The organism is Aquisphaera insulae, from assembly GCF_011064615.1.
GTDB classification, from domain to species: domain Bacteria; phylum Planctomycetota; class Planctomycetia; order Isosphaerales; family Isosphaeraceae; genus Aquisphaera; species Aquisphaera insulae.
The window spans coordinates 1-924 of the sequence record NZ_JAALJH010000236.1; the positions used below are offsets into that span (position 1 = coordinate 1).

The window sequence follows — 924 nt, forward strand, 5'->3', positions numbered from 1 at the left end:
CATCCGGCTGACCGACAACGTGGCCCCGCGGCTGGTCTCGACCACCCTCCCGGCGGAAGGCCAAAGCACCTCCAGCCTGATTGCAGGTTTCACGCTGACCTTCACCGAGCCGTTGGACCCGACGACGTTGACCTCGTCAACCGGAATCTCGCTGCTCGGGGCTGGGCCGGATGGGGTCCTGGGCAACGGGGATGACGTGACCGTCGCCCTGACGCTACGCTCCTACGACGGCGGGACGACCGTTGGCTTCGACATCGCCGGCGGTCTCGGCGCGGGGCGATATCGCCTGACGCTCGGCACGGGCCTGGCCGATCGCGTGGGCAATCACCCCGTCGCCTCGACGCGCACGTTCGACGTCGTGGCCCTGCCCGGCTATACCTCCGAAGCGGAGCCCAATAACACCTCCACGCTCGCCACGCCGCTGACCTTCGTCGAGGGGCCCCCCGGCCTTCGCATCGCCGCCGGACGCGGCTCGATATCGAGCTACTTGGATACCGACTACTGGTCCTTCGCGGGCACCGCCGGCCAGGAGATCGAGTTCGCTACGGAGAATCCGGGCGATCCGTCCTACACCGGCCTTCAGTATCAGATCACCGGCCCCGACGGATCTTACCTCGGCTCCTACTCGTCTTACGAGGGCCGGAACGAGGCGTCGTTCGTGCTGCCGGCGACGGGCACCTATCTGATCCGGGTCTCGCAATATTACACCTACACGGGAGAGTATCGGCTTCGCGTCCTGGCTGTGGTTCCCCCGGTCCAGCTTGTCGTATCGGGGACCCCAGAGCTGTTGCCAGACAGCACCGCGAAGGTGCTCACGGCCACGATTGCCGGCGCGGTCACGCGCACGGGGCAGGCGGATAGCTTCGCGCTGGGGGCCGTGGACGTGGGGCAGCAGGTTCAGCTCACGATCGCGCGGCCGGCGGC

The 924-nt window shown here is 67.6% G+C and carries 1 protein-coding gene; it reads left to right on the forward strand.

What is annotated here, in order from left to right:
• Positions 1–924 (forward strand): Ig-like domain-containing protein (locus G6O54_RS36935; protein WP_205679188.1); only part of this gene is annotated, 924 nt, incomplete at both ends.